Source organism: Mesorhizobium sp. M8A.F.Ca.ET.181.01.1.1, from assembly GCF_004792025.1.
Taxonomy (GTDB): Bacteria; Pseudomonadota; Alphaproteobacteria; order Rhizobiales; family Rhizobiaceae; genus Mesorhizobium.
In genome coordinates this window covers 1-403 of record NZ_SRTV01000062.1, presented here as the reverse complement: position 1 = coordinate 403, position 403 = coordinate 1, and the positions used below count along the sequence as shown (strand labels likewise).

At 65.0% G+C, this 403-nt stretch carries 1 protein-coding gene; it reads right to left on the bottom strand.

Annotated elements, in window-relative coordinates; translation table 11 throughout:
- Positions 1-378: Tm-1-like ATP-binding domain-containing protein (locus tag EN824_RS33585; RefSeq protein WP_189522271.1), on the bottom strand; the 378-nt coding region annotated here is incomplete at its 3' end.
- Positions 379-403: the final 25 nt, after the last annotated feature.

Here is a 403-nt window from a genome sequence, read left to right as displayed (position 1 = left end):
CGGCGCCAGGAACAGCACGCCGAAGATCAGCGCCACGTCGAGCGCAAGGTCGGTGCCCATCGAGCCGCCCAGCGCGATGAAGCCCTCGATCTCGCCCCGGTCATAGAGCGAGCGCGCGAGTCGCGAGGCGCCGAGCGCCATCAAGGTCATTGCCGTGTTCTCGTCGCCACTGGCAATGATCGCCTCGATCGTTGTGTCGGCCGCGCGGGCCACGGCATGCTTGTCATGCTCCGGTCTGTAGGGTGGATCGCCAAGCACGCTGACGTCCATCCTCACGGCGACACCGCCGACGGCTTCGATGCGCTCGCGCATGAACAACAGCTCGTCGGCCTTGGTGTCGCCGGTGCCGATAACCAGGATTCGGCGGTTCTCTTCCACGTCAATCTCCTGCAGTCACTTGTTG